The sequence below is a fragment of the Streptomyces sp. NPDC005533 genome (assembly GCF_042871845.1).
Classification (GTDB): Bacteria; Actinomycetota; Actinomycetes; order Streptomycetales; family Streptomycetaceae; genus Streptomyces.
In genome coordinates this window covers 1-23,256 of the sequence record NZ_JBIAJH010000063.1, presented here as the reverse complement: position 1 = coordinate 23,256, position 23,256 = coordinate 1, and the positions used below count along the sequence as shown (strand labels likewise).

The 23,256-nt window shown below is 71.6% G+C and carries 18 protein-coding genes; 13 read left to right on the top strand and 5 right to left on the bottom strand.

The features are described 5' to 3' along the window. Nucleotides 1-90: 90 nt before the first annotated feature. The 4 genes from ACFYP3_RS34340 to ACFYP3_RS34325 all read right to left on the bottom strand — a co-directional run bounded on the left by ACFYP3_RS34340 (nt 91) and on the right by ACFYP3_RS34325 (nt 4,909). The gene (locus tag ACFYP3_RS34340; RefSeq protein ID WP_388841475.1) at nt 91-2,109 is read right to left on the bottom strand and encodes a prolyl oligopeptidase family serine peptidase; all 2,019 of its coding nucleotides are present in this window, start codon (nt 2,107-2,109) and stop codon (nt 91-93) included. A gap of 13 nt (nt 2,110-2,122) precedes the next feature. After that, nucleotides 2,123-3,484 (bottom strand): M20/M25/M40 family metallo-hydrolase, encoded by a 1,362-nt coding sequence (locus ACFYP3_RS34335; RefSeq protein WP_388841472.1) that lies wholly within the window; start codon nt 3,482-3,484, stop codon nt 2,123-2,125. A 1-nt stretch (nt 3,485) separates the two neighbouring features. Continuing rightward, the gene (locus ACFYP3_RS34330) at nt 3,486-4,319 is read right to left on the bottom strand and encodes a M55 family metallopeptidase (RefSeq protein WP_388841469.1); all 834 of its coding nucleotides are present in this window, start codon (nt 4,317-4,319) and stop codon (nt 3,486-3,488) included. 146 nt (nt 4,320-4,465) lie between these two features. Continuing rightward, nucleotides 4,466-4,909, bottom strand: a complete 444-nt coding sequence (locus ACFYP3_RS34325) for an SRPBCC family protein (RefSeq protein WP_030715419.1) — start codon at nt 4,907-4,909, stop codon at nt 4,466-4,468. 924 nt (nt 4,910-5,833) lie between these two features. Here ACFYP3_RS34325 and ACFYP3_RS34320 point away from each other — a divergent pair. After that, the gene (locus tag ACFYP3_RS34320; RefSeq protein WP_388841466.1) at nt 5,834-6,865 is read left to right on the top strand and encodes an Rv2578c family radical SAM protein; all 1,032 of its coding nucleotides are present in this window, start codon (nt 5,834-5,836) and stop codon (nt 6,863-6,865) included. A 112-nt stretch (nt 6,866-6,977) separates the two neighbouring features. Continuing rightward, nucleotides 6,978-8,534 (top strand): alpha/beta hydrolase, encoded by a 1,557-nt coding sequence (locus ACFYP3_RS34315; RefSeq protein WP_388841463.1) that lies wholly within the window; start codon nt 6,978-6,980, stop codon nt 8,532-8,534. Here the strand turns inward: ACFYP3_RS34315 and ACFYP3_RS34310 are convergent, their stop codons facing one another. Further along, nucleotides 8,535-9,086, bottom strand: a complete 552-nt coding sequence (locus ACFYP3_RS34310) for an adenylosuccinate lyase (RefSeq protein WP_388841460.1) — start codon at nt 9,084-9,086, stop codon at nt 8,535-8,537. A 461-nt stretch (nt 9,087-9,547) separates the two neighbouring features. On the opposite strand from ACFYP3_RS34310, the gene ACFYP3_RS34305 reads away from it, so the two are divergent. The 11 genes from ACFYP3_RS34305 to ACFYP3_RS34255 all read left to right on the top strand — a co-directional run bounded on the left by ACFYP3_RS34305 (nt 9,548) and on the right by ACFYP3_RS34255 (nt 23,096). Then, a complete protein-coding gene (locus ACFYP3_RS34305; protein WP_388841457.1) occupies nt 9,548-11,344 on the top strand; it encodes a 3-hydroxyacyl-CoA dehydrogenase family protein in 1,797 nt (598 codons plus the stop codon). A gap of 163 nt (nt 11,345-11,507) precedes the next feature. Further along, nucleotides 11,508-12,320: a TetR family transcriptional regulator gene (locus ACFYP3_RS34300; RefSeq protein WP_388841454.1), complete on the top strand. Its 813-nt coding sequence runs from the start codon at nt 11,508-11,510 to the stop codon at nt 12,318-12,320. Between the two features lie 401 nt (nt 12,321-12,721). Beyond that, nucleotides 12,722-14,059, top strand: a complete 1,338-nt coding sequence (gene ccrA, locus ACFYP3_RS34295; protein ID WP_388841451.1) for a crotonyl-CoA carboxylase/reductase — start codon at nt 12,722-12,724, stop codon at nt 14,057-14,059. Nucleotides 14,060-14,090: 31 nt separating this feature from the next. Continuing rightward, nucleotides 14,091-16,169, top strand: a complete 2,079-nt coding sequence (locus tag ACFYP3_RS34290; protein ID WP_388841448.1) for a protein meaA — start codon at nt 14,091-14,093, stop codon at nt 16,167-16,169. Beyond that, on the top strand, nt 16,166-17,140 hold the full coding sequence (locus ACFYP3_RS34285) for a CoA ester lyase (protein WP_249768874.1): 975 nt from the start codon (nt 16,166-16,168) through the stop codon (nt 17,138-17,140). Before ACFYP3_RS34290 ends, ACFYP3_RS34285 begins: the two co-directional genes overlap by 4 nt. 5 nt (nt 17,141-17,145) lie before the next feature. Next, nucleotides 17,146-17,658, top strand: a complete 513-nt coding sequence (locus tag ACFYP3_RS34280; RefSeq protein WP_030715386.1) for a MaoC family dehydratase — start codon at nt 17,146-17,148, stop codon at nt 17,656-17,658. A 2-nt stretch (nt 17,659-17,660) separates the two neighbouring features. Further along, nucleotides 17,661-18,866, top strand: a complete 1,206-nt coding sequence (locus tag ACFYP3_RS34275; protein ID WP_030027413.1) for an acyl-CoA dehydrogenase family protein — start codon at nt 17,661-17,663, stop codon at nt 18,864-18,866. Between the two features lie 186 nt (nt 18,867-19,052). Continuing rightward, the gene (locus ACFYP3_RS34270; RefSeq protein WP_030010161.1) at nt 19,053-19,709 is read left to right on the top strand and encodes a phosphatidylserine decarboxylase; all 657 of its coding nucleotides are present in this window, start codon (nt 19,053-19,055) and stop codon (nt 19,707-19,709) included. Further along, nucleotides 19,696-20,556, top strand: coding sequence for a CDP-diacylglycerol--serine O-phosphatidyltransferase (gene pssA, locus ACFYP3_RS34265; RefSeq protein ID WP_199808112.1), 861 nt, complete (start codon nt 19,696-19,698; stop codon nt 20,554-20,556). The genes ACFYP3_RS34270 and pssA overlap by 14 nt, the downstream gene beginning before the upstream one ends. A 520-nt stretch (nt 20,557-21,076) precedes the next feature. Next, complete coding sequence (locus ACFYP3_RS34260; protein WP_388841442.1) at nt 21,077-22,561, top strand: AlkA N-terminal domain-containing protein; 1,485 nt, start codon at nt 21,077-21,079, stop codon at nt 22,559-22,561. 10 nt (nt 22,562-22,571) lie between these two features. Continuing rightward, nucleotides 22,572-23,096: a methylated-DNA--[protein]-cysteine S-methyltransferase gene (locus tag ACFYP3_RS34255; protein ID WP_388841439.1), complete on the top strand. Its 525-nt coding sequence runs from the start codon at nt 22,572-22,574 to the stop codon at nt 23,094-23,096. Nucleotides 23,097-23,256 lie beyond the last annotated feature (160 nt).

The following is a 23,256-nucleotide window of genomic DNA, read 5'->3' as shown; positions in this document are numbered from 1 at the left end:
CCAACCCAGGCCCTTCGTCTGGACAAAGACAGCCGACGAGATCCTCGACAGAGTCGCCGCCTACTGCCACCGAATCTCTGACTCAGGTCACTAGGGCTCCAGTGGCAGGTGGGGGACGTCGGTCCGGGCGATTCCGAAGGCCTGTGCGTACAGCGACAGTTCGGCCTCCAGTGCCCGGATCATGGTGTCCGCCCGGCGGAAGCCGTGGCCCTCGCCCGGGAAGGCCACGTACGCGTGCGGCACCGGCCGGCCCCGCAGGGCCGCGAGGAAGCGCTCCGCCTGGGCCGGCGGGCAGACCGCGTCGTCCAGGCCCTGGAGCAGCACGAACGGCGCTGTGATGCGGTCGGCGCGGGCCACCGGCGAGCGCTCGCGGCAGAGCACGGCGAGGGTCTGCGGCGGCCCGGCGAGGCTCTCGACGTAGCGGGACTCCAGGTCGTGGGTCTCCTCCGCGAAGCCCAGCAGGTCCAGCACCGGGTAGATGATCGCGGCGCAGGCGTACAGGTCGGTGGCGGCCAGCGAGGCCGCCGCCGTCCAGCCGCCGGCGCTGGCGCCGCGGATGGCGAGCCGGGCCGGGTCGGCGGTGCCCTCGGCGGCCAGCGCCCGGGCGACCGCCGCGCAGTCCTCCACGTCGACCACGCCCCACTGCCCGCGCAGCCGCTCCCGGTAGGCGCGGCCGTAGCCGGTGGACCCGCCGTAGTTGACCTCGGCCACGCCGATGCCGCGGGAGGTGAAGTACGCGATGTGCAGGTCGAGTACGGGTGGCACGTGGTCGGTGGGGCCGCCGTGCGCCCACACCACGTACGGGGGCAGTTCGTCGGCGGGGGCCCGGCAGGCCGGGTGGTGCGGCGGGTAGACGTGCGTGTGGATCTGGCGGTTGTCCGGGCCGACGAAGGTGCGGCTCTGCGGTTCTGGGTAGTAGGCCGGGTCCACCGGGTCCACGCCCTGCGCGCCGATCACCCGCGCGTGCCCGGTCGCGGTGTCCAGCTCGACCACCTCGTACGCGCTGCGCGGGCTGGCGGCGACGCCGTAGACCCGGGTGCCGTGCACGGCGAGCGTCGGCTGCCAGGCCGTCCACGGCCCGGCCGCGTCGACGAGGTCGCCGCTGTCGGCGTCCAGGATGCCGAGTACCGGGGAGCCCTGGCCGTGCAGGACGGCGAGGAGCCCTCCCCCGGCGCCCGCGGCCCGGGTGGCGCCGTCGGGCAGCGGGGCGAGCCAGCGCAGTCCGGGTTTCCACAGCGGGCCGCCGAACTCCTCTTCCCTGGGGCACAGGTTGACGGCTCCGCCCGTCTCGGGGTCCACCCGGTACGGGTTCCACCAGCCGCCGCGGTCGCTCACGGCGAGGAGGGTTCCGCCGGCCGTCCAGTCCACCTGGGCCACGGACTCCTCGGGGCCGCCGAGCACGGTCCGGACCCCGGTCAGCGTGGCGTCCGCGGTGATCTCGGCCAGTTTCAGCTCGGTGCCGTCCCACGGCATCCGGGGATGGTCCCAGACCAGCCAGGCCGCGTGCCGGCCGTCCGGGGAGAGCCGGGGCCCGGTGGTGAACCGGTGCCGGTCGTCGGTCAACTCCCTGACCGCAGAGCGGTCTTCCGCCGCCGATCCGTCGAGCGGCACGGCGGCCAGCACCCGGCGCACGTCGGTCGGGGCGGGCCCGGTGAACTCCTCCAGCACGCACCAGACCTCGCCGCCGCGCAGCACCGGGTCGGCCCAGCGCAGTCCCCCGCCGGTCCCGGACAGGGGGGTGAGGGGGCGTGGTGCGGCCTCGCCCGGCGCGTCCGGCTCGTAGGCGTACAACCGCTGGTCGGCGAAGTGGACGAAGACCAACAGGGGGCCGCCGGCAGGCCGTTCGACGCCGGCCCAGGGCTGCCCGCCGTACTCGGTGACCCGGCTGCGTACGTTCCACGGCGCAGGCAGCTCGGTGAACTCGGCTTCCCCGTCGACGAGTCGGCGGCGGACGAGGGTGCGGCGGCCGGCCTCCCGCGGCCGGGGCTCGGTCCACCACACCTCGGGACCGACCGTGCCGACGTACTCGGGCCGCCCGTCGAGCGCGGCGGCCAGCGCGGCGTCGATGGGCGAGGGCCAGCTCCCGTAGGGCCGGGTCGGCGCCGCCATCACCGGGCCCCGCTCACAGGGACCGCAGCGCGTGGTCGAGTACGCGGACACCGAAGTGCAGGGCTTCGACGGGGACCCGCTCGTCCACGCCGTGGAAGAGGGCCCAGTAGTCGAAGCCGGGCGGCAGCTTCAGCGGGGAGAAGCCGTAGCCGGTGATGCCGAGGCGCGAGAACTGCTTGGCGTCGGTGCCGCCCGCCATGCAGAAGGGCACCACGTGCCCGTCCGGGTCGAACCGCTCGACGGACTCGCGCAGGATCGCGTACGTCCGCCCGTCCACCGGGGCCTGGAGCGGCACCTCCCGGTGGTGGAACTCCCAGTGCACGTCGGGGCCGGTCAGCTCGTTCAAGGTGGCGGTGAACTCCTCCTCGCCGCCCGGCAGCATCCGCCCGTCGACGTAGGCGGTGGCGTGCTCGGGGATCACGTTGAGCTTGTAACCGGCGCTCAGCATCGTCGGGTTGGCGCTGTTGCGCACGGTCGCCTCGACCAGGGCGGCGGCCGGGCCGAGCTTGCCGAGGACCGTGTCGAGGTCGAAGCCGGGCCGGCGCGGGTCGACCGACAGGTCCTGGAGGGCGGCGAGTTCGGTGATGCAGGCGGTCACGGTGTCGGTGAGCCGGACCGGCCACTCGTACTCGCCGATCCGGGCCACGGCGGCGGCGAGCCGGCTGACGGCGTTGGCCTTGTTGGGCTTGGAGCCGTGTCCGGCGGTGCCGCGCGCGGTCAGCTTCAGCCAGGCCGTGCCCCGTTCGCCGGCGGCGATGGGATAGAGGACCGGGCCGCCGGCGCCGGTGTGCACGGTGAAGGCGCCGGACTCGCTGATGCCCTCCGTGCAGCCCTCGAAGAGGTCCGGGTGCCGGTCCGCGAGGAAGCCCGACCCGTCGACGGCGCTGTCCTCCTCGTCGGCGGTGTAGGCGATCACGATGTCCCGCCGCGGCTTCACGCCCGCGCGCGCCCAGGCCCGTACGACGGCCAGCACCATCGCGTCCGTGTTCTTCATGTCGACGGCGCCGCGGCCCCACACCACGCCGTCGCGGATCTCGCCGGAGAAGGGGTCCACGCTCCAGTCGGCGGCCTCGGCGGGGACGACGTCGAGGTGGCCGTGGACGAGGAGGGCCTCGGCGCCGGGATCGGTGCCCTCGATCCGGGCGACGACGTTGGTGCGGCCCGGGGTGCGCTCCAGCAGGACCGGCTCCAGGCCGGCCGCCGCGAGCCGCTCGGCGACGTATTCGGCGGCGGGGCGCTCACGGCAGTCGCCGCCGCCCCGGTTGGTGGTGTCGATGCGGATGAGGTCCGAGGTGAACGCGACGGCCTCGTCGAGGGCCGCTTCGTCCACGGCGCCGACGGCCTCCGCGCGCGGCCCGTCATTGATTGCGTGCATGTCAGCCATACTGCTCCTCCACGGCCGCCGAGACGACCGTCGTGACCGCCTTGAAGGCGCGGATCCCCTCGTACATCGTCTCGCTGGTGTACGCGACCCTGCGTTCCCCGCACTGCTCCACGCCCGGGACCACCGTCGCGGTCATGGCCAGGTGCTCGGCGTCGAACTCCAGCTCCATAGTGAACGGGCCGCCGCGGACCGGCTCGTGGCGCACGGCGAGGGCGGCGGCCTCCTTGGCCGCGGCCCGGATGTCGGCGGCGGTGCGGGCGGGGGTCCGGCAGACGGCGGCGTAGCGCGAGACGTGGTCCTTGACCGCGACGGTGACCGCGTCGGGGGCGTAGCCTGCGGCGTCGACGCAGGTCAGGTCGTCGCCGGTGACGAGGACGACGGGAACGCCGTACTCGGCGACGACGTGCGCGTTGAGCAGCCCCTCGCTGGCGCGGACGCCGTTGACCCAGACCCCTGTGATGGAGTTGGCGAGGTAGGTGTGGGCGAGGACGCCCTCGGTGCCGGCGCCGGTGTGGTAGCCGACGAAGGCGATGCCGTCGACGTCGCCGTGCTGGACCCCCTCGACCATGGAGAGGCTCTTGTGGCGGCCGGTGAGCATCTCCGCGCGGGCGTCGAGCCGCTCCAGCAGCAGGTTGCGCATGGTCCAGTGCGCCTCGTTGATGACGACTTGGTCGGCGCCGCCGTCGTGGAAGCCGAGCACGGCGGCGTTCACGTCGGAGGTGAACATGGACCGGCAGCGTTCCCACTGCGGGGTGCCGGGCAGCACGTCGGCGGGCCAGGTGACGCCCGTGGCGCCTTCCATGTCGGCGGAGATGAGGATCTTCATCGGGCCCCCGTGCGGTCGGATGCGCAGGGCCCCACAGTAACCGCCGCGCCCTTCCCCGGCCCGGGGCCACGCCCGGCTGCCGGGGGCCCGTTCAGTTCACCCGATCCGGTGAGGCCGCGACCCGGCCCCACCGGCAACGGCCGCGCTCAGGCCTCGACTTCGGCGGCGAGGTTGGCCAGCAGGGTGTCGTAGATGCGGGCGAGGCCCTTGGGTGCGAAGGTGCGCTCGAAGAAGCCGCCGATGCCGCCGGCGCCGTTCCACACGGTGGTGACGACGGCCTTGGACTTGCCCTCGCCGGCCGGGGTGACCACCCAGGTGGTGACCATGGAGGAGTTGCGGTCCTTCTCCACGAGCTGTCCGTCGGTGGGCTCGGTGACCTCCAGCAGGCAGTCGCGCACGCGCTTGCTGGTGGCCTGGAGCTTCCAGTGGACGAGGGTGCCCTCACCGTCGCCGCCCTCGCGCACCTCGTACTCGCTGAAGTGCTCGGGCAGCAGCTTCTGCCGGGTTCCGCTGTAGTCCGCCAGCGTGTCGAAGACCGTCTCCGCGTCGGCTCCGATGATGCGCTCCGTGGTGGCCTCGACCTGCGCCATGCCTGTTCCTCCAGCAGTTGTGTCCGCTCGTCACGGCGAAGCCAACCACCTCCGGGGCGGTGGCCCAAATCCGGGTCGGACGTGGCAGCGGACGTACACGAGCAGGGTGTCGTCCGGCAGCCCCGCGAGGTGGGCCGCGGTGCCCAGGGGACCGGGGGCGGCCGGCGGGGTGTGCGGGCAGATCGCGGGGTCGTCGCAGGCTCCGTGGACGGGCCGGCACTCCTCCTCCCACCACCAGCCGTCGAGGGTGAGGAGGTTGTACGGTCCGGTGGCCCGCCCGGCCTCGCGTGCGACGAACTCCTCCCGGGTGCGCTCGCCGACCCGGCGGCGGGGGTCTGGGCGAGGTAGACGGCATGGGACGCCCGGTACCGCTCGGCGTACGCGTGCGGATCCATCCCCGGCGGTCGGACCGGTTCGAACTCCTCCCACGGTCGGCCGGGCGGGCGGGTGCGCCGCAGCTCGTGCCGGCCGTCGCGGACGACGCCGGCGAGCCGCGCGGCGCGCTCGCGCGGCTCGGACACGACGAGGAGTCCGCGCGGTCCGCCCGCGCACCGGCCGGGGCGGCTCGGTTCCCGGGTGCCGTCCCCCAGCGGCTGGTCGTGGACGAGCTGGGGGTCTCCCCGTACTCCGGCAGGACGCGGTGCCCCCATCCGGCGGCCCCTCCGGCGATCCGCCAGTGGTCCCGGTCCACAAGTCGTCCGAGCAGGGCCGGTCCCCCTCCGTGCGGAGGGGCTCCATCGCCTCGGCGGCCGCCTCCTCCAGCCGGTGCCGGGCCTCGCCCGGGAGGCACACCGTCAGTCCGTATCGCGCCGTGCCGTGCAGAGTCGCCCCCCGTCCGGCCCGCTGACCAGCACGGTTCCCTCACCGCACGATCATGGGAACGTTTGTTCTATTCTCGGGTCAGAGCTACCGAGGGAGGCGCTCATGCGCTGGGACAACCTGACCGAGGGCGCCACGGGGCCCGCCGCGCTCTTCGGGGCCGACGCCGTCGTGACGCGTACCTTCGACACCCCCGAATTCCGCGGGATCACCTTCCACGAGGTGCGGGCCCGGTCCATCGTCAACCGGGTGCCCGGCGCCTCGCGCATGCCGTTCGAATGGACCGTCAACCCCTACCGCGGGTGCAGCCACGCCTGCGTGTACTGCTTCGCCCGCAAGACGCACAGCTACCTCGACCTCGACACCGGACTCGGCTTCGACTCGCAGATCGTCGTCAAGACCAACGCCCCCGAGCTGCTGCGCCGCGAGCTCGGCTCGCCCCGCTGGAGCGGCGCGCACATCGCCATGGGCACCAACGTCGACTGCTACCAGCGCGCCGAGGGCCGCTACCGGCTGATGCCCGGCATCATCGAGGCCCTGCGCGACCACGCCAACCCCTTCTCCATCCTCACCAAGGGCACGCTGATCCTGCGCGACCTCCCGCTCCTCCAGGAGGCCGCCGCCCTCACCGAGGTGGGGATCTCCGTCTCCGTCGGCTTCACCGACACCTCGCTGTGGCGGACCGTCGAGCCCGGCACGCCCTCCCCCGCCGCCCGGCTGGGCGCCGTACGGACCCTCACCGACGCCGGCATCGAGTGCGGGGTGCTGATGGCCCCGGTCATCCCCTTCCTCGGGGACCGTCCCGAGCAGCTGCGGGCGACCGTCCGCGCCATCGCCGAGTCCGGGGCGACCTCCGTGACACCCCTGGTACTCCATCTGCGCCCCGGCGCCCGCGAGTGGTTCACGGCCTGGCTCGGCGAGCACCACCCGCACCTCGTGGAGCGCTACGAGCGGATGTACGCGGGCGGCTCGTACGCCCCCACCTGGTACCAGCGCCGGATCACCCGCCAAGTCCACGAACTCGCGGCCGAATTCGGCATCGGACCGTCCCGGCGCGGCGGGGCCCGCCGGCCCGTCACCCCCGAGCGCCCGGCCGAGGAGGCGCCCGCCGGGGCCACCCAGCTCACGCTGCTGTGACCTCGGACGGCCGCTGAAGGCTCATCACATCGGGCCAATAAGCAGCCAGATCCCGTCTTCCAGGCGTGGTTTCCGGGACGATTCCGCCCAGAACCCTCGGCTGGGAGGCCCCATGCTGCACCCCTTGAAGAAGCGCGCCGCTGTCCTGCTGTCGATCGCCACGGTCGCCGCCGCCCTCGCGAGCCCGGTCACCGCGGCCCCCGCGGCCCAGCAGGCCGCCGCGCTGCGGTGGACCGGCTGCGCGACCCCGCGGTACCCCACCCTGCAGTGCGCCTCCCTCAAGGTCCCCCTCGACCACACCCGGCCCGGCGGACGCCAGATCTCGCTCGCGCTGACCCGGGTCCCCCACACCGCCGCCACCTCCCAGGGGCCGCTGCTGGTCAACCCGGGCGGCCCGGGCGGCAGCGGCCGCAGCCTGGCCGGGTTCATCGCCTCCGCCCTCCCCAAGGACGTCGCCGCACAGTACGACGTGATCGGCTTCGACCCGCGGGGCGTCGGCAAGAGCGAGCCCGTCCTCGACTGCGCGGCCGGCCACTTCGCCCCCGTCCGGCCGGACTCCGTACCCGTCGACGAGGCGACCGAGCAGGCCAACCTGGACCGCGTGCGGACCTTCGCCGAGTCCTGCCGGGCCAAGCACGCCGACGTGCTGCCGTACATCGGCACCGTCGCGGCGGCGCAGGACATCGAGGCGCTGCGCGGCGCCCTCGGGGCGGAGCGGATCAGCTACTTCGGGTACTCGTACGGCACCTATCTGGGCGCCGTGTACGCCAAGCTCCACCCGGGCCGGGTGCACCGGCTCGTCCTGGACTCCGTGGTCGATCCGGGCGGGGTCTGGTACGAGGACAACCTGGCCCAGGACCAGGCCTTCGACACCCGGCACAAGGCGTTCCTGGCCTGGGTGGCCGCGCACGACTCCGCCTACGGGCTCGGCACCGACCCGGCGGCGGTCGAGGAGCGCTGGTACGAGATGCGCGGGGCGGTACGGGAGACCCCGGCGGGCGGCAAGGTGGGCGCGGCCGAGCTGGAGGACACCTTCATGCCGGGCGGCTACTTCAACGGCTACTGGCCGAACCTGGCCGAGGCCTTCGCGGCGTACGCCCTGAAGCAGGACCCGAAGCCGCTGGTGGCGGCGTACGAGCGGTTCGGCGCGGTGGAGCCCTCCGCGGGCAACGGCTACAGCGTCTACACGGCGGTGCAGTGCCGCGACTCGGCCTGGCCGCGGGACTGGAACCAGTGGCGCGCGGACATGTGGGCCACGCACGCCAAGGCGCCGTTCATGACCTGGAACAACGCCTGGTACAACGCTCCGTGCGCGTTCTGGCCGACGGAGCCGCTGCAGGCCCCGGACGTGACCAACGCGGACCTGCCGCCCGCCCTCCTCCTCCAGGCGACGGAGGACGCGGCGACCCCGTTCGCGGGTGCGCTCAGCATGCGGGACAAGCTGAAGGGTTCGGCGCTGGTCGTCGAGGAGGGGGGCGGCAACCACGGCATCGCGCTCAGCGGCAACAAGTGCCTCGACGACAAGGTGTCGGCGTACCTGAGGACGGGGCAGGCGGCGGACGCCACCTGCGCCGCCCAGGCGGCCCCGAAGCCGGCCGCGGCGACGCGCGCGGTCGCGCCCTCGGCGGGCGGCGCGGCCCTGCACGGCCTGCTCGGCTTCCGGGGCTGATCAGGCGAGCGCGCGCAGTGCGGCCGTCGCCGCCACCGCGAGGCGGGGATGGGACTGGGCGCGGGTGAGGACGTCGCGTGCGCGGGGGTCGGCGAGGGCGCCGAGCCCCTCCACGCACGCCAGGGCCACCCGCCAGTAGGGGTCGTTCGGGGACAGCAGTCGCGACAGGGTGGTCAGCAGGGCCGGTACGGACTCGGGGGCGCGCAGCGCGGTGAGCAGCCGGACGGGCTGGAGCGCGTAGGCCGTGCGCAGCCCGTTGGTGGCGAGGGCCGCCGCGGCACGGGCGGTGCGCGGGTCGTCGAGGACGGCCAGCGCCTCGGCGGCGGCCGCGCAGCGGGCCGGGTCGCGGTGGTTGAGCAGCAGGACGAGGGACTCGAAGGCCCGGCGGTCGCCGGCGAGCCCGAGCCGGTACGCGGCCAGTTCGCGGGCCCACAGGGGCAGTCCGGCGGTGGTCAGGGAGGCCGCCAGGTCGTCGGCGCCGGCCGCGAGCAGGACCTCGTACTCGGGGGACTGCCCCGCCTCCGCCCGCAGGCGCTCCAGCACGTCGTTCACGCGGCCACCCTAGGCCGGGGCGGCGGCCGCCACGCCGGGTTCGGGGAGATCGGCGGGCGCCGGTTGATCGATGATCGATGATCGGTACATTTGGGCGGTACAGGTCACATCTCCGCGCTATGGCGCACCAGTTACCGACGAGTTACTGTCCTCATAACGCAACACGTACGAGGGCGGCCTGGTGACGCAGCCGCCTCGTGTCGGTCGGTTCGTTCTTCGCACGGCGTGACCCCGGGACAGGGTCGTGCCGGTTCCGCCCTCCGGGCCCCCTCCCTCAGGGGCCTCCCGCCGGGCTTCTCCCGTGGGCCCGCTCCCTCGGGGTTCTGCACTCCACCGCTTGCGCACGGCATTCCGTAACGGCTTCCCCCACGGGTCTCCGCACGGCTCTCCGGCCGGCACCAGCGCGCGCTGTGCGGCGCGCGCCCCTCTCAGTCGTCACCCTCTTCCACTGGAGTCCCTCGATGGACCGTCAGTCCAGTCACCCCACCCTCCAGACCATCGCCGTCGTCGGCCTCGGCACGATGGGCACCGGCATCGCCGAGGTCCTCGCCCGGGCCGGCCGCGAGGTCATCGGCATCGACGTCAGCGAGGGCGCCGCCCGCCGCGCCGCCGCCTCGCTCGCCTCGGCCACCGCGCGCTCCGTCACCCGGGAGCGCCTCACCGAGCAGGAGCGGGCGGACGTGCTCACCCGCTTCCGCACCTTCACCGACCTGGCCGCCGCCGCCGAGGCCGACCTCGTGATCGAGGTCGTGCCGGAGTCGTACGAGGTCAAGCAGCAGGTGTTCCGCGAGCTCGACGCGATCGTGCGCCCCGACACCATCCTGGCCACGGGCACCAACGCCCTCTCGGTGACCCGGCTCGCCGCCGAGTCCCAGCGCCCCGAGCGGGTGCTGGGCCTGCACTTCTTCAACCCGGCGCCGGCGATGAAGCTGGTCGAGGTCGTCTCCTGCGTCCTCACCGCGCCGACGGCCGTGGACGCGGTCACCGAGCTGGCCCGCGTCCTCGGCAAGGAGCCCGTCGCGGTCGGCGACCGCCCCGGCTTCGTCGCCGACGGCCTGCTCTTCGGCTACCTCAACCAGGCCGCCGCCATGTACGAGGCGAAGTACGCGTCCCGCGAGGACATCGACGCGGCGATGCGGCTCGGCTGCGGTCTGCCCATGGGCCCGCTCGCGCTGCTCGACCTGATCGGCGTGGACACCGCCCGGACCGTCCTGGAGGCCATGTACGCCTCCTCCGGCGACCGGCTGCACGCCCCGGCCCCGATCCTGGGGCAGCTCGCCGAGGCGGGCCTGACCGGGCAGAAGTCGGGCCGCGGCTTCTACACGTACGAGGCGGCCGGCAGCTCCACCGTCGCCCGGGACCTCCAGACCCCGCCGGACGGCTCCCTGCTCGGCAGTGGCCGTCCGGTGACCTCGGTCGGCGTGGCCGGCTCCGGCACCATGGCGAGCGGCATCGCCCAGGTCTTCGCCCAGGCCGGGTACGACGTGGTGCTGGCCGCCCGCAGCCAGGAGAAGGCGGACGCGGCGAAGGCCGCCATCGGCAAGTCCTTGGGCCGTGCGGTGTCCAAGGGCCGGCTGACGCAGGAGGCCGCGGACCGGACCCTGGACCGGATCGCCCCGGCCGGATCGCTGGACGCCTTCACCGAGGTGGACCTGGCCGTGGAGGCCGTCGCCGAGGACCTGGCGGTCAAGCAGGAGCTGTTCGCCACCCTGGACAAGGTCTGCAAGCCGGGTGCGGTGCTCGCCACCACCACCTCCTCGCTGCCGGTGATCGCGGTGGCCCGCGTGACCTCGCGCCCGCAGGACGTGATCGGCATGCACTTCTTCAACCCGGCGCCGGCGATGAAGCTGGTCGAGGTGGTCCGGACCGTCCTGACCGCCGACGACGTGCACGCCACGGTCCGCGAGATCTGCGTGAAGGTGCGCAAGCACCCGGTGGACTGCGGGGACCGGGCCGGCTTCATCGTGAACGCGCTGCTCTTCCCGTACCTCAACAACGCCATCAAGATGGTCGAGCAGCACTACGCCGGCATAGACGAGATCGACGCGGCGATGAAGCTGGGCGGCGGCTACCCGATGGGGCCGTTCGAGCTCCTCGACGTGGTCGGCCTCGACGTCTCGCTGGCCATCGAGAAGGTCCTCCACAAGGAGTTCCGCGACCCCGGCCTGGCCCCTTCCCCGCTCCTGGAGCACCTGGTGGCGGCGGGCTGCCTGGGCCGGAAGACCGGCCGCGGATTCCGTGAGTACGCCCGCCGGTAACCGGTCGGGCCACGAGCCGGATGCGTGGGGAGGGCTGCTCGGGTCCGCCGGACCCTCACGGCGGACTGACCCTCCCGAGCCCAGTGCGGGCTCTCCCCCGCATCCACCCCTCCCGCACCCCCCGCAGGCGCGCTCCCCTGCTCGAATGAAGTACTTTCGCTCTATGTCCCAGCCCGCCAAGACCTCGCCCCGCGCCGCCACGGCCTCCGACACCCCGGAGAGCGCGGCCGGCACCAAGGCGGCCGCACAGCGGCTCAAGATGCGCCGCGAGCTCGCCGCCGCGGCCATGGAGCTCTTCGCGACCAAGGGGTACGAGGCGACGACGGTCGACGAGATCGCCGCGACCGCCGGGGTGGCGCGCCGGACCTTCTTCCGGCACTTCCGGTCCAAGGAAGAGGCGATCTTCCCGGACCACGACGACACCCTGACCCGCGCCGAGGCCGTCCTGGACGTGGCGCCGGCGCACGAGCACCCGCTCGACACGGTGTGCCGCGGGATCAAGGAAGTCATGAAGATGTACGCCGCCTCGCCCGCGGTGTCGGTGGAGCGCTACCGGCTGACGCGCGAGGTGCCGGCGCTGCGGGAGCGGGAGATCGCCTCGGTGGCCCGGTACGAGCGGCTCTTCACCCGCTACCTCCTGGCGCATTTCGACGAGACCGACCACCACGACGGCAACGACGATCCGCTGCTGGCCGAGGTGGCCGCCTCCGCGGTGGTCACCGCCCACAACCACGTGCTGCGGCGCTGGCTGCGGGCGGGCGGCCAGGGGGACGTGGAGGCGCAGCTGGACCACGCCTTCTCGATCGTCCGGAAGACCTTCGGGACGGGGATCGGCGCCGGCCGCACCCTGAGCACCGCGCCGGCCGCGCCCGCGGCGGTGCGTACGGAGGGCGAGGTGCTGGTCGCGGTGGCCCGCACGGACGCTCCGCTGGACGAGGTCATGCGGACCATTGAAGAGGCCCTGCGCAACAAGTAGCGACACCCGTGGCGACGCTCGTCACAGCGGCCGCCCCCGTTTCGGGGGCGGCCGCTTTTTTGTGTCCGGAGTATGTCCGGCTTGCCCCTACTCGCCGGTAACTCTGATCGATCATCGCTCATCGGTGCAGGTCAATCGGCAAATGAGAGAAAGTTTTGGCACGCGGTGCCTTGCCGGGTGACACGGGGTGCCATACGTTGAATCTCGTCCGGATGTCCCCGCGACCCGTGCCCACACCGCACGGAACGCGCCCCGGATGCCTGCGTCACCAGGCCCCGCACGCCCCCCACCACGGGCGTCGCCCGCACCACCGCACCAGCCGGACCGACGGCACGCCACCCGCTCCACGCACCCCGATTACCTCAAGCGCCCCTCATCAGCGCTACGCCGGAGGCTCTACCGTGAAGGACATCCTGGACGCGATTCAGTCGCAGTCCGCCACCGCCGCAGACTTCGCAGCCCTGCCGCTGCCCGACTCGTACCGTGCGATCACCGTGCACAAGGACGAGGCGGAGATGTTCGCGGGGCTGACGACGCGCGAGAAGGACCCGCGCAAGTCCATTCACCTGGACAACGTCCCCGTGCCGGAACTGGGCCCGGGCGAGGCCCTCGTGGCCGTCATGGCCTCGTCGGTCAACTACAACTCGGTGTGGACCTCGATCTTCGAGCCGGTGTCCACCTTCAGCTTCCTGGAGCGCTACGGGCGCCTGTCGGAGCTCACCAAGCGCCACGACCTGCCGTACCACGTCATCGGCTCCGACCTCGCGGGCGTCGTGCTGCGCACCGGCCCCGGCGTCAACGCCTGGAAGCCGGGCGACGAGGTCGTCGCGCACTGCCTCTCGGTCGAGCTGGAGTCCTCCGACGGCCACAACGACACGATGCTCGACCCCGAGCAGCGCATCTGGGGCTTCGAGACCAACTTCGGCGGCCTGGCGGAGATCGCCCTGGTCAAGTCGAACCAGCTGATGCCCAAGCCCGACCACCTCAGCTGGGAGGAGGCCGCCTCCCCCGGCCTGGTCAACTCCACCGCCTACCGCCAGCTGGTCTCCCGCAACGGCGCCGGCATGAAGCAGGGCGACAACGTCCTGATCTGGGGCGCCAGCGGCGGCCTCGGCTCGTACGCCACCCAGTTCGCCCTCGCCGGCGGCGCCAACCCGATCTGCGTGGTCTCCTCCCCCGAGAAGGCCGACATCTGCCGGGCCATGGGCGCGACCGCGGTCATCGACCGCAACGCCGAGGGCTACAAGTTCTGGAAGGACGAGCACACCCAGGACCCGAAGGAGTGGAAGCGCTTCGGCAAGCGCATCCGCGAGCTGACCGGCGGGGAGGACATCGACATCGTCTTCGAGCACCCCGGCCGCGAGACCTTCGGCGCCTCGGTCTACGTCACCCGCAAGGGCGGCACGATCACCACCTGTGCCTCGACCTCGGGCTACATGCACGAGTACGACAACCGCTACCTGTGGATGTCCCTCAAGCGGATCATCGGCTCGCACTTCGCGAACTACCGCGAGGCATGGGAGGCCAACCGCCTGATCGCGAAGGGCAAGATCCACCCCACCCTGTCGAAGGTCTACTCCCTGGAGGACACCGGACAGGCCGCCTACGACGTCCACCGCAACCTCCACCAGGGCAAGGTCGGCGTCCTCGCGCTGGCCCCCGAGGAGGGCCTCGGCGTCCGTGACCACGAGATGCGCGCCAAGCACCTCGACGCGATCAACCGCTTCCGCAACGTCTGAGTCGGCTCAAAGGCCATAAGGATCGCCTGAGATGACAGAGCGCCAGAAGGACCGTCCGTGGCTCATGCGGACGTACGCCGGCCACTCCACGGCCGAGGCGTCCAACGAGCTGTACCGCCGCAACCTCGCCAAGGGCCAGACGGGTCTGTCGGTCGCCTTCGACCTGCCGACCCAGACCGGCTACGACCCCGACCACATCCTCGCCCGCGGCGAGGTCGGCCGGGTCGGGGTCCCGGTCTCCCATCTGGGCGACATGCGACGGCTGTTCCAGGACATACCCCTGGAGCAGATGAACACCTCGATGACGATCAACGCCACCGCCATGTGGCTGCTGGCGCTCTACCAGGTGGCCGCCGAGGAGCAGGGAGCGGACGTCTCCCAGCTCCAGGGCACCACACAGAACGACATCGTCAAGGAGTACCTCTCCCGCGGGACGCACGTCTTCCCGCCGGGGCCGTCCCTCCGCCTGACGACGGACATGATCGCGTACACGGTCAACCACATCCCCAAGTGGAACCCGATCAACATCTGCTCGTACCACCTCCAGGAGGCCGGGGCCACCCCGGTCCAGGAGATCTCGTACGCCATGTCCACGGCGATCGCGGTCCTCGACTCGGTGCGCGACTCGGGCCAGGTGCCCGAGGAGCGCTTCGGCGAGGTCGTCGCCCGCATCTCCTTCTTCGTGAACGCGGGCGTCCGCTTCATCGAGGAGATGTGCAAGATGCGCGCCTTCGGCCGCATCTGGGACCAGGTCACCCGTGAGCGCTACGGCATCGAGAACGCCAAGCAGCGCCGCTTCCGGTACGGCGTCCAGGTCAACTCGCTCGGTCTGACCGAGGCGCAGCCGGAGAACAACGTCCAGCGCATCGTGCTGGAGATGCTCGCGGTCACCCTCTCCAAGGACGCCCGCGCCCGTGCCGTGCAGCTGCCCGCCTGGAACGAGGCGCTGGGCCTGCCCCGGCCCTGGGACCAGCAGTGGTCGCTGCGCATCCAGCAGGTCCTCGCCCACGAGAGCGACCTGCTGGAGTACGAGGACATCTTCGCCGGATCCCACGTCATCGAGGCCAAAGTCGACTCCCTGGTCGCCGACTGCCTGGCCGAGATCGACCGGATCCAGGAGATGGGCGGCGCCATGGCCGCCGTCGAGTCCGGGTACCTCAAGGGCGAGCTGGTCTCCTCGCACGCCGAGCGGCGGGCACGGATCGAGGCCGGCGAGGACAAGATCGTCGGTGTCAACTGCTTCCAGCAGACCGAGGAGAACCCGCTCACGGCCGACCTGGACGGCGCCATCATGACGGTCGACCCGGCGGTGGAGGCGCTCACCGTCGAGCGCATCGTCCGCTGGCGGGCGGAGCGTCAGGAGTCCTCGGACCGGCAGGGGAACGGCGATCCCTTCGTCTTCCCCACCACCCAGCAGGCCCTGGAGCGCCTCAAGGAGGCCGCCGCCGGCACCGAGAACCTGATGGAGGCCACCCTGGAGTGCGCCCGGGCCGGTGTCACCACGGGCGAGTGGTCGAGCGCGCTGCGCGAGGTGTTCGGCGAGTTCCGCGCCCCGACCGGGGTCTCCTCGGCTCCCGTCGCCGTCACCGCCGAGCCCGGCACCCCGATGCACGAGGTCCGCGCGAAGGTGGCCCGTACGGCCGACGAGCTCGGCTCGGGCCGACTGCGCCTGCTGGTCGGCAAGCCGGGCCTGGACGGGCACTCCAACGGCGCCGAGCAGATCGCCGTCCGGGCCCGCGACGCGGGCTTCGAGGTGGTCTACCAGGGCATCAGGCTGACCCCGGAGGAGATCTCCTCCGCGGCGCTGGCCGAGGACGTGCACTGCGTGGGACTGTCCATCCTGTCCGGTTCGCACAGCGCCCTCGTCCCGGACGTCCTGGAGCGGCTGCGCCTGGCGGGGGCGGGTGACATCCCCGTCATCGTCGGCGGCATCATTCCCAACGCGGACGCCGTGGCGCTGAAGGCGGCCGGCGTCGCCGCCGTCTTCACCCCGAAGGACTTCGGCATCACGGAGATCATCGGACGTATCGTCGACGAGATCCGCAAAGCGAACAAGCTCGACCCCCTTCACGACACCGCACACCTTGCAAGCACGGAGGTCCCCGCATGACCACGCCTGTCCACCCGGTGAACCGTCTCCGCCCGCGCCGCTCCTGCCTCGCGGTGCCCGGCTCGAACCCGCGGTTCCTGGAGAAGGCCCAGGGCCTGCCGGCCGACCAGGTCTTCCTGGACCTGGAGGACGCCTGCGCGCCGCTCGCCAAGGAAGGCGCCCGCCACACGATCGTGGACGCGCTGAACAACGGCGACTGGACGGGCAAGACCCGGGTCGTGCGCGTCAACGACTGGACCACGCACTGGACGTACCGCGACGTCATCACGGTGGTCGAGGGCGCCGGCCAGAACCTCGACTGCATCATGCTGCCGAAGGTGCAGGACGCCCAGCAGGTCGTGGCCCTGGACCTGCTGCTGACGCAGATCGAGAAGACCATGGGCTTCGAGGTCGGCAAGATCGGCATCGAGGCGCAGATCGAGAACGCCAAGGGCCTGGTGAACGTCGACGAGATCGCCGCCGCCTCGCCCCGGCTGGAGACCATCATCTTCGGCCCGGCCGACTTCATGGCCTCCATCAACATGAAGTCGCTGGTCGTGGGCATGCAGCCGCCCGGGTACGGCGCGGACGCCTACCACTACATCCTGATGCGGATCCTGATGGCGGCCCGCATGCACAACCTGCAGGCGATCGACGGCCCCTTCCTCCAGATCCGCGACGTGGACGCCTACCGCGAGGTGGCCGGCCGGGCGGCGGCGCTGGGCTTCGACGGCAAGTGGGTGCTGCATCCGGGCCAGGTCGACGCGGCCAACGAGGTCTTCTCCCCCTCCCAGGAGGACTACGACCACGCCGAGCTGATCCTCGACGCGTACGACTGGTGCACCTCGGAGGCCGGCGGCAAGAAGGGCTCCGCGATGCTCGGCGACGAGATGATCGACGAGGCCAGCCGCAAGATGGCCCTGGTCATCGCGGGCAAGGGCCGCGCGGCGGGCATGCAGCGCACCAGCAAGTTCGAGATCCCGGAGGCCTGAGCACCATGCAGTTCGGACGCACCTACGAGGAGTTCGAGGTCGGGGCGGTCTACAAGCACTGGCCCGGAAAGACCGTCACCGAGTACGACGACCACCTCTTCTGCCTGCTGACCATGAACCACCACCCGCTCCACATGGACAGCAATTACGCCGAGAACACCACCGACTTCGGCAAGAACGTGGTCGTGGGCAACTACATCTACTCGCTGCTGCTCGGCATGTCCGTGCCGGACGTCTCCGGGAAGGCCATCGCCAACCTGGAGATCGAGTCGCTGCGGCACGTGGCGCCGACCTTCCACGGCGACACCATCTACGGCGAGACCACGGTCCTCGACAAGACGCCCTCGAAGTCGAAGAACGACCGCGGCATCGTCTACGTCGAGACCAAGGGCTACAAGCAGGACGGCACCCTCGTCTGCGTCTTCCGGCGCAAGGTGATGGTCCCGACCGAGACGTACATCAAGGAGCGCGGCGGCGAGCAGCCCGGCCGCCCCCAGCTGAAGACCCAGGAGAAGTAGCCATGGCCCGACTCGCCCAGACCGCCGGGCTCACGGACGTCCAGCGGGAGATCCTGAAGACCGTCCGGGAGTTCGTCGACAAGGAGATCATCCCGGTCGCGACCGAGCTGGAGCACCGCGACGAGTACCCGCAGCAGATCGTCGACGGGCTCAAGGAGCTCGGCCTCTTCGGCCTGATGATCCCGGAGGAGTACGGCGGCCTGGGTGAGTCCCTTCTCACGTACGCCCTGTGCGTCGAGGAGATCGCGCGGGGCTGGATGTCCGTCTCGGGCATCATCAACACCCACTTCATCGTGGCGTACATGCTCAAGCAGCACGGCACCCAGGAGCAGAAGGACCACTTCCTTCCCCGGATGGCGCTGGGCGAGGTGCGCGGCGCGTTCTCCATGTCCGAGCCGGCGCTGGGCTCCGATGTGTCGGCCATCTCGTCGAAGGCGGTGAAGGACGGCGACGAGTACGTCCTGAACGGCCAGAAGATGTGGCTGACGAACGGCGGCAGCTCCACCCTGGTCGCCGTTCTCGTCCGAAGTGACGAAGGCCACCCCGAGGGCACGGCTCCCCACAAGTCGATGACGACCTTCCTCGTCGAGAAGGAGCCGGGCTTCGGCGAGGTCCGTCCCGGTCTGACCATCCCGGGCAAGATCGACAAGATGGGCTACAAGGGCGTCGACACGACCGAGCTCATCATGGACGGACTGCGCATTCCGGCCAATCGGGTCCTCGGAGGCCAGACGGGCCGAGGGTTTTACCAAATGATGGACGGGGTCGAGGTCGGCCGCGTGAACGTGGCGGCGCGTGGCTGTGGCGTCGCTCAGCGTGCTTTCGAACTGGGTGTCTCTTATGCCCAGCAACGTCACACTTTCGGCAAGGCGATCGCCGAGCACCAGGCCATTCAGTTCAAGCTGGCCGAGATGGCTACCAAGGTCGAAGCCGCCCATGCGATGATGGTCAACGCAGCACGCAAAAAGGACTCCGGGGAACGAAACGACCTCGAAGCAGGGATGGCGAAGTACCTCGCCTCCGAGTACTGCAAGGAGGTGGTCGAGGACGCCTTCCGCATTCACGGCGGATACGGGTTCTCGAAGGAGTACGAGATCGAGCGTCTCTACCGGGAGGCTCCGATGCTGCTCATCGGTGAAGGTACCGCCGAAATCCAGAAAATGATCATTGGGCGACGCCTGCTCGAGGAGTACCGACTCCAGGGCTGAAAGTCCCTTTTGCGGCGAATCATCCATGGGTTCGTCGCGAAAGGGTCACTGCCAGTCACTGGCCGACGGTCATCGACTCGGCTTCTGGCTTGCCCAGTTGTTGCGTGCAACCGATAGCATTCCAGTAAAGCCGCCGTCCCGTCCCCCTGTTTGCGGCGCGGCAATCACCCGCTACGAAGGTCATCCATGCCCCACAGCCAAACCTCTGCACCTCGCGACAGCCTCCTTGGCGTACGCCTCGCGCGCGGAGCATCGCCGTGGCTTCTGCCGACCGTCGCCACCGCGGCGCTCAGCCTCACCCGGGCCCGCAAGTCCGGACGCTGGGCCGCGGCGGCCGTGCCCGCCACCGCGCTCGCCGCGGGCATGCTGTGGTTCTTCCGCGACCCCGAGCGTGAGATCGCTCAGGGCCGTGTCATCTCCCCCGCCGACGGTGTGGTGCAGAGCATCATGCCGTGGAAGGACGGACGGACCCGGGTCGCGATCTTCATGAGCCCGCTGAACGTCCACGTCAACCGCGCGCCCCTCGCGGGCACGGTGACGTCCGTGGAGCACATCCCCGGCGGATTCGTCCCGGCGTTCAACAAGGAGAGCGAGAACAACGAGCGCGTTGTCTGGCACTTCGACACCGAGCTCGGCGACATCGAGATGGTGCAGATCGCCGGCGCCGTCGCCCGTCGCATCGTCCCGTACCTGCCGGCCGGCACCAAGGTGGAGCAGGGCGAACGCATCGGTCTGATCCGCTTCGGGTCCCGCGTCGACATCTACCTCCCGGAGGGTGTCGAGGTCGCGGTCGAGGTCGGTCAGGCCACCACCGCGGGGGTGACACGAATTGACCGTGACTGACCCTGAGACTCCGGCCGCCGGCTGGGTGCCCGAGCCTGCCGAGGAGGAGTCCGCCGAGGACGACATGCCGCTCTCGCTGCGGCTGTCGATAGCGGACACCCTCACGCTCGGCAACGCGACGTGCGGATTCATGGCGGTGTACTTCACCACCACCGGGATCCTCATCCCGCACCTCACCGGCAGTGGCGAGTCGGGCATGGCCCGCAACAGCGCCGCGACGGCAGTGATACTGATGCTGCTCGCCGCGGTCTTCGACCTCTTCGACGGCATCGTGGCCCGCAAGCTGCGCAGCTCGCCGATGGGGGCCGAGCTGGACAACCTCTCCGACCTGATCAGCTTCGGCCTGGCTCCGGCCTACTTCGTGCTCGTCTACGGCATGGTCGCCGTGGACGCGCACCAGAAGATGTCGGCGCTGGCCGCGATCGTGGTGCTGCTCGCTGTGGTGCTGCGACTCGCCAGATTCAGCTGCGTGACGATGAAGGACGGCATGTTCCAGGGCATGCCGAGCCCCTTCGGCGCGCTCACGGTCGTCTCGATCGTGCTGCTGGAGCTGCCGTTCGTGCCGACCCTGCTGGCGATCATCGGGGTGGCCTGGCTGATGGTGAGCCGGGTCGAGTACCCGAAGCCGCGGGGCGTTCTCGCCGTGGCGATGCTGTGCTGGATCATCAGCGCGATGGGGCTGCTGGCGGCCTGGGCGTTCGACGCCCCGGGCGGTCAGCTGCTGCTCCAGACCGGCTGCGCCCTGCAGATCGCGATGGCGGCGACCATTCCGCTGTTCGCGACGACCCGCCGGGCGAACACGTTCCGCCACAACCGCCGCGAGGCCCGCGCCGCGACGCTGCGCTGAGCTCGGCTGTGAAAGAGGGCCCCGGATGCCGATGGCATCCGGGGCCCTCTGCCGTTTCCCGGGGCCGGGGCCGGGGCCGTGGCTGGGGTCGGCGGCGGGGCGGGGAGCGTCCGGGGTAGGCATGATTTATGGCCCCCGAGCGGAATGAAAGAGAACGGGGCATACGGGCCACAAATCACGTTTTACACCCCGGACACTCCCCGCCCCGCCGCCGACCCCTCTCGCCGCCCCGCGCACCGGAGACGTACCTGAGGGCGGGGGTGGGTCCGGTGGTGGGGCGGGGGTCGTCCGGTGTAAAACGTGATTTGTGGCCCGGCCCGCCCCGCACTTTGTCGCTTCCGCCGTGGGGCCATAAATCATGCCTACCCCGGACGACCCCCCCCCCCCCCCCCGGTCCCCCCCCCCCCCCCCCCCCCCCCCCCCCCGCCGGATCCGCCCCCGCCCGCCCCCGCCCGCACGGCGTAGCCTTGATGTCGGAAAACCGCCAGCCGCAGGCGTCTTCGCCCCGGATCCTGGAGCCATGCACACCGATACCGAGCGCTGCGTGAGGGCCGTGCAGTCGAAGGACGCCCGCTTCGACGGCTGGTTCTTCACCGCCGTGCTGACCACCCGGATCTACTGCCGGCCCAGCTGCCCCGCCGTGCCGCCGAAGGTCGAGAACATGACCTTCCTGCCCAGCGCCGCCGCCTGTCAGCAGGCGGGGTTCCGGGCCTGCAAGCGGTGCCGGCCCGACACCAGCCCCGGCTCGCCCGAGTGGAACGCACGGGCCGACGCCGTCGCACGCGCGATGCGGCTGATCCAGGACGGGGTCGTCGACCGGGAGGGCGTACCGGGGCTCGCGACGAGGCTCGGGTACTCCACCCGCCAGGTGGAGCGGCAGCTCAACGCCGAGCTCGGGGCCGGCCCGCTCGCCCTCGCCAGGGCGCAGCGCGCGCAGACCGCCCGGCTGCTCATCGAGACCTCCGAGCTGCCCATGGGCGACGTGGCCTTCGCGGCCGGCTTCTCCTCCATCCGCACCTTCAACGACACCGTCCGCGAGGTCTTCGCCCTGTCCCCCAGCGATCTGCGGGAGCGGGCCGTGAAGGCCGGCCGCCACAAGAACGACCCGCCGAGGATCCCGGGGACGATCAGCCTGCGGTTGCCGTTCCGGGCTCCCCTGAACCCCGACAACCTCTTCGGGCACCTCGCCGCGACCGCCGTCCCCGGCGTCGAGGAGTGGCGTGACGGCGCCTACCGCCGCACCCTTCGCCTCCCCCACGGCACCGGGGTCGTCGCCCTGACCCCGCAGCCCGACCACATCGGCTGCCGCCTCGCCCTGACCGACCTGCGCGACCTCACCATCGCCATCAGCCGCTGCCGGTGGATGCTCGACCTGGACGCCGACCCGGAGGCGGTCGACGAGCAGCTGCGCTGCGACCCGCTGCTGGCCCCGCTCGTGGACAAGGCCCCCGGGCGCCGGGTCCCCCGTACGGTCGACGCGCAGGAGTTCGCCGTACGGGCGGTCCTGGGCCAGCAGGTCTCCACCGCGGCGGCGCGCACGCACGCGGCCCGGCTGGTGACCGCGTACGGCGAGCGCGTCGAGGACCCCCTGGGCGGGCTGACGCACCTCTTCCCCTCCCCGCAGGCGCTCGCCGCCCTGGATCCGGAGGCCCTGGCCCTGCCGCGCAGCCGCCGCACGACGCTGACCACCCTGGTCTCGGCGCTCGCGGACGGTTCGCTGCCGTTGGGCTTCGACAGCGACTGGGATGCGGCGCGGGCGCAGCTCTCGGCGCTGCCCGGCTTCGGCCCGTGGACCACCGAGATCATCGCGATGCGGGCGCTCGGCGACCCGGACGCGTTCCTGGCGTCGGACCTGGGGGTGCGGCGGGCGGCGCGGGGGCTCGGGTTGCCGGCCGGCCCGGCGGCGCTGACCGCCCGCGCGGCCGCCTGGCGGCCCTGGCGGGCGTACGCCGTCCAGTACCTGTGGGCCACCGACGCCCACCCGATCAACCACCTGCCCGTCTGAGGAGCACACCATGCGAGACACCGTGATCAGCGGCAAGCAGCACGCCGTCGTCGACAGCCCCTACGGCCCGCTCACCCTGGTCGCCACGGACGGCGTCCTCAGCGGCCTCTACATGACGGAGCAGCGGCACCGGCCGGCCGAGGAGTCCTTCGGGGAGCGGGTGGCCGCCACCGAGGAGCCCTTCCCCGAAGTGGTGCGCCAGCTGGCCGCGTACTTCGCCGGGGAGCGCACCGAGTTCGACCTGCCGCTCCGGCTGGAGGGCACGGATTTCCAGCGCAGCGTCTGGGAGCAGCTCGTACGGATCCCGTACGGCGAGACCTGGTCGTACGGGGAGCTCGCGGCGAGGCTGGGCAAGCCGAACGCCTCGCGCGCGGTGGGTCTGGCCAACGGCAAGAACCCGGTCGGCATCATCGTGCCGTGCCACCGGGTGATCGGCGCCTCGGGCGGCATGACCGGCTACGGCGGCGGCCTCGACCGCAAGGTCCGGCTGCTGGCCTTCGAGTCCGGCCAGCCGCTCCAGGACCGGCTGCTCTAGGTCGTCTCTTTCGGATCTTGCCGGCGGGCTAGGCAAGATCCGGAAGAGACGGCCTAGTGACCTGGGTCAGAGATTCGGTGGCAGTAGGCGGCGACTCTGTCGAGGATCTCGTCGGCTGTCTTTGTCCAGACGAAGGGCCTGGGTTGGTCGTTCCAGTCGG

Coding starts and splice junctions, on each gene's coding strand:
- ACFYP3_RS34305 (WP_388841457.1), top strand. CDS start 9,548: ATGGACCGTCAGTCCAGTCACCCCACCCTCCAGACCATCGCCGTCGTC.
- ACFYP3_RS34285 (WP_249768874.1), top strand. CDS start 16,166: ATGACCACGCCTGTCCACCCGGTGAACCGTCTCCGCCCGCGCCGCTCC.
- ACFYP3_RS34320 (WP_388841466.1), top strand. CDS start 5,834: ATGCGCTGGGACAACCTGACCGAGGGCGCCACGGGGCCCGCCGCGCTC.
- ACFYP3_RS34270 (WP_030010161.1), top strand. CDS start 19,053: ATGCCCCACAGCCAAACCTCTGCACCTCGCGACAGCCTCCTTGGCGTA.
- ACFYP3_RS34325 (WP_030715419.1), bottom strand. CDS start 4,909: ATGGCGCAGGTCGAGGCCACCACGGAGCGCATCATCGGAGCCGACGCG.
- ACFYP3_RS34290 (WP_388841448.1), top strand. CDS start 14,091: ATGACAGAGCGCCAGAAGGACCGTCCGTGGCTCATGCGGACGTACGCC.
- ACFYP3_RS34300 (WP_388841454.1), top strand. CDS start 11,508: ATGTCCCAGCCCGCCAAGACCTCGCCCCGCGCCGCCACGGCCTCCGAC.
- ACFYP3_RS34260 (WP_388841442.1), top strand. CDS start 21,077: ATGCACACCGATACCGAGCGCTGCGTGAGGGCCGTGCAGTCGAAGGAC.
- ACFYP3_RS34275 (WP_030027413.1), top strand. CDS start 17,661: ATGGCCCGACTCGCCCAGACCGCCGGGCTCACGGACGTCCAGCGGGAG.
- ACFYP3_RS34280 (WP_030715386.1), top strand. CDS start 17,146: ATGCAGTTCGGACGCACCTACGAGGAGTTCGAGGTCGGGGCGGTCTAC.
- ACFYP3_RS34330 (WP_388841469.1), bottom strand. CDS start 4,319: ATGAAGATCCTCATCTCCGCCGACATGGAAGGCGCCACGGGCGTCACC.
- ACFYP3_RS34255 (WP_388841439.1), top strand. CDS start 22,572: ATGCGAGACACCGTGATCAGCGGCAAGCAGCACGCCGTCGTCGACAGC.
- ACFYP3_RS34340 (WP_388841475.1), bottom strand. CDS start 2,109: ATGGCGGCGCCGACCCGGCCCTACGGGAGCTGGCCCTCGCCCATCGAC.
- ACFYP3_RS34315 (WP_388841463.1), top strand. CDS start 6,978: ATGCTGCACCCCTTGAAGAAGCGCGCCGCTGTCCTGCTGTCGATCGCC.
- ACFYP3_RS34335 (WP_388841472.1), bottom strand. CDS start 3,484: ATGCACGCAATCAATGACGGGCCGCGCGCGGAGGCCGTCGGCGCCGTG.